3 protein-coding genes are annotated in these 4089 nt (G+C 45.6%); all 3 read right to left on the reverse strand.

The genetic code is table 11. The features are described 5' to 3' along the window. A partial coding sequence (locus tag A3761_RS11740) for a S8 family serine peptidase (protein WP_068750247.1) occupies window positions 1-2113 on the reverse strand: 2113 nt, incomplete at its 3' end. Between the two features lie 98 nt (window positions 2114-2211). Then, the gene (locus tag A3761_RS11745; protein WP_068511488.1) at window positions 2212-3579 is read right to left on the reverse strand and encodes a replication-associated recombination protein A; all 1368 of its coding nucleotides are present in this window, start codon (window positions 3577-3579) and stop codon (window positions 2212-2214) included. Window positions 3580-3590: 11 nt separating this feature from the next. After that, a partial coding sequence (gene lolA / locus A3761_RS11750) for an outer membrane lipoprotein chaperone LolA (RefSeq protein ID WP_068750250.1) occupies window positions 3591-4089 on the reverse strand: 499 nt, incomplete at its 5' end.

Raw genomic sequence — 4089 nt, forward strand, 5'->3', positions numbered from 1 at the left:
TTTCTACCGTATAGATCCCTAAACCATTGGAATCTGTATCATCCTGACGAACATCTAACCAACTGGCGTCAGCTTCACTTGGTGTAATACCGGAGACAATAACGCTACCATTGCCTGGGTTAGACAAATATAGCTTTGCATTGACAGCATCATTAAAGAAAGAGAACGATTGCGGAAAGTAATACAAGGAGTCAGGTATATCGTTGCTTCCAGATGCCCATGCAACGGCTTTATGCGCATTAATTAGGCCATTGCCGAAACTGGATGAACCACCAATCAAGTCAGTGATGAGGCCGTTCTCTAATGCGTAGCTAAAACTTGAAGCATTGAGATCAGGATCTACCGACTTCATTAGCGCAGCCACACCTGAAACATGGGGGGCGGCCATTGAGGTTCCTAGGTACTCACTATATCCCGCCCCAGAGACAGTACTGATAATACCTTGCTGACCTTCAATCGTAGATTGCTCGTTGGAAGAGCCGCCGGGCGCTGCCACATCAATGTATGTTCCGTAGTTAGAAAAACCGGATAAGGCTAACTCTGACGTCACCGAACTCACTGCCGTCACACCGTCAAATGCAGCCGGATAAAACTTTTCGCTACTCGACTCATTCCCCGCTGCAGCAATTACGATAATGCCTTTAGCAATAACTGCATCGATTGCGGTCTTCAAGGTATCAGAGAAGCCTTCGCCACCGAGAGAAAGATTGATCACATCGGCAGGGTCACTAGGCAGCTCACCGCTATCATTGTCTAAGCCTCCTGCATACATGATCGCATTCGCCAAGTCCGCATCGGTTCCTTGGCTAACACCGTCTTCATTTTCTACCCCTAGAACGCGAAGAGCCATGACTCTTGAATTAAATGCTACACCCGATATGCCTTCACTATTATTACTTTGGGCAGCGACAATTCCAGCAACATGCGAACCATGATGCACTCGACTCAAATCCGTAGGGTCATCATCGAAACCGTCTTCGTCTCCGGAATATTCTGTGTCGGAAATAAAATCGTAACCACTTGTAGTCAACTGGTTGCGCAGATCAGGATGATCGGGATTGATTCCACTGTCGATGACAGCAACAATTACCCCGTCACCTGTAGCAGTATTCCATGCATCTTCAACCTTAAGTAGTGACAGATTCCACTGTTCTGAATAACGACTGTCGTTCGGGACGAAGGTAGCTCGGCGATAGTAGTTTGGCTCTGCGACCTCAATACCATCTAGTGCTTTTAGCTCTTCTAACAAAACCAGCGTTCGCCATTTTCTTTCGAGCTTACTAGCCTTGGACCAAGAGGTGCTTGAATTTACTCTTAAGTTACTATTAACGGTCGCATCGAAACGAAATAACTCTGCACTCAAACCCGCCCGCTTGGAATATTCTAGTCCGTAGCGCTCTACTAAAGTCCGTTGCAAGCTATCAAGTGAACGACTGCGTGTTGATGCGCCTTGAGCACTTGAACTCTGATCGAATGCAAGTAGCACCTCGCCTGGCACGAAGTCTAAGCGACTCGCTTCACTTAGCAGGCGTGCATTATCAGCACTTAAGTTTTGTGAAAGCGATAGCGTATACAGTAGCGCATCGTGCCCTTGTGTTGTGGCTACGCGCACATAGTATTCATTGGTAAGGGGAACAACTAAAGATTTGGCACCCGGTTCTGATATAGATAGTTCAGCCACAACGACGCCAGACTGATCTACTGCCCTGAGTTCAACAAGGGCATTGATATTGAATTCCTCTTCGTTAGCAGGAAAGACACTTAAACTTACAGTCTGGCCTTCGACCAAGGAAACTCGGTAATAATCATCAAGATCTTCCTCAAACTGATAGCAAAAACCAAGATCCTGAGACTTGCCATTTATGTAGCCTCCAATTGTAATCGGGTTACTAACCAGCTGGGCCGAAAAAAGAGAGTTATTCTGCTCACTAAGCGTGGAGCATGTTTGCTCAACATCAAGATCTACATTGGTATCAGGCTTTACGCTCACCTGGCCTTCGATTGTCACCAAGCCATCGTAAGTATCATCACTCAGCTTACTACCGCTTCCACAAGCAACTAAGGACAAGGCCAGGATACTCAATAGCAGCTTTAAAAAAGGGTGTGTACTCATATATGAAATCTCGATTACTGATAGCTAAAGACTTAACGCCAATAAATCAACCTTAGGACTAGGGCGAATAAATAGTCTATTAGTAAATTGTAGCAAAGTTAGGGAAATCTTTTTTGTTCTGACTCTGCATTTAACTGCCTGAGACGCGCCATTTTTTCGCCAATTTTTAGCTCTAAACCACGATTTACCGGGTGATATAACTGCGTGCCAGCAAGGTCTTCAGGAAAATAACATTCACCAGCAGCAAAGCCATCAGGCTCATCATGAGCGTAACGGTACTCCATTCCCATACCCTGATCTTTCATGAGCTGTGTAGGCGCATTTCTTAAATGCATTGGCACTGTCTCATCTCCGCCTTCCTGCACCAAACGTCGACAGGCATTAAAAGCGCTGTATACCGCATTGCTCTTTGGGGCGACAGCTAAGTAAATCACAGCGTGCGCTATACTCAGCTCACCTTCGGGGCTACCTAAGCGCTCCTGAACATCCCAGGCATTTAAAGCAAGTGTTAACGCTCGGGGGTCTGCATTACCAATATCCTCACTCGCCATCCTAACTACGCGCCTGGCTATATATAGAGGGTCACAACCGGCATCAATCATACGGACAAACCAATATAGCGCGGCGTCGGGATCAGAACCTCTAACAGATTTATGCAGAGCAGATATTTGTTCGTAGAAGATGTCTCCGCCTTTATCGAAGCGCTTAAGCGAACTTTGGATAACCTCTTCAATATTCTCTTTACTAACGACGCACCGCTTAGCATCTCTATCCGCCAGATCAACTGCTAGTTCAAGAAAGTTTAAGGCCTTGCGAGCGTCACCATCTGCAACCTTTGCCAAAATATCGACTAGCGATTCGTCTATTTTCACGTCAATATCGGGGAAGCCATTTCGATGCGCTAAAGCGTTGCTTATAACCAAAGCGGTTTCGTGCGAGTCCAACTTTTTTAATACATAAACCCTTGCACGTGAAAGTAATGCATTATTCAATTCAAACGAGGGGTTTTCGGTTGTCGCGCCGATAAAGATAACAGTGCCATCTTCAACAAAGGGTAAAAAAGCATCTTGCTGGGACTTATTAAAGCGGTGGACTTCATCTACGAAAAGTATTGTGTCCCTACCCGTTTGTTGACGATACATCTTTGCCTGTTCAATCGCCGAACGGATATCTTTCACACCACTCAATACTGCAGATAAGGGCAAGAAGTTGGCATCGAAGTGCTCAGCTAATAGATTCGCAAAAGTAGTCTTGCCGACGCCAGGCGGCCCCCATAAGATCATAGAATGAAGAGCTTGTTTATCTATGGCTTGCCTTAATGGACGAGAAGGCCCTACCAGGTGACTTTGACCAACATACTCTGACAGGTCTGCAGGTCTTACACGCGCAGCTAAAGGCGCATAGCGTTTGCTTGTAGATTCTTTCTGGGATTCACTAAAAAGCGGCGCGTCATCGAATAAAGACATTTTCTATCTACCTATGAGCCGGGTATTTGGACATCTCTAATAATGTCAGTACCTTCTGGTAATTCAGGCGTAAAGGTATTACTTGGCAGCTCTAAATTAACTTGCGACTGAATAAAGCTCATTGTACTTTCTTGCCCTAAAGCATCTGTGATCCGGAGTTCGCTCACATTCGAACCAGAGAAACGTAACTTCAGCCCCTCAAATAAGCTTTCCTCTGATTTTGGCTTTAAAGTGAACTGCCTTATTGATGGTTCAAACCATGCCATTTCTACCTCAAATAGCTGACCAATTTTTTGAGTATCACCACTAAACAATATTGCGGGAGTCGTTTGCACCTGCGAGCCCACAGCTTGGATAGTTGCCTGCTCTAAGTCAGGGTCATAAACAGTTACCTCCTTTCCATCAGAGATAACAATTTGTTCGAGCGGTTCATAGGTACGCCAGAAGAATTTGCCTGCTCTATCTGCTTTAAGCTCACCTTTAGACTCCTGAATACGTGCACCACGCTGA

It is taken from the genome of Oleiphilus sp. HI0123 (assembly GCF_001635315.1).

What these genes read in the sequence shown, in the direction of transcription:
- A3761_RS11745 (WP_068511488.1), bottom strand. Translation starts at nt 3,579, where the DNA reads ATGTCTTTATTCGATGACGCGCCGCTTTTTAGTGAATCCCAGAAAGAA.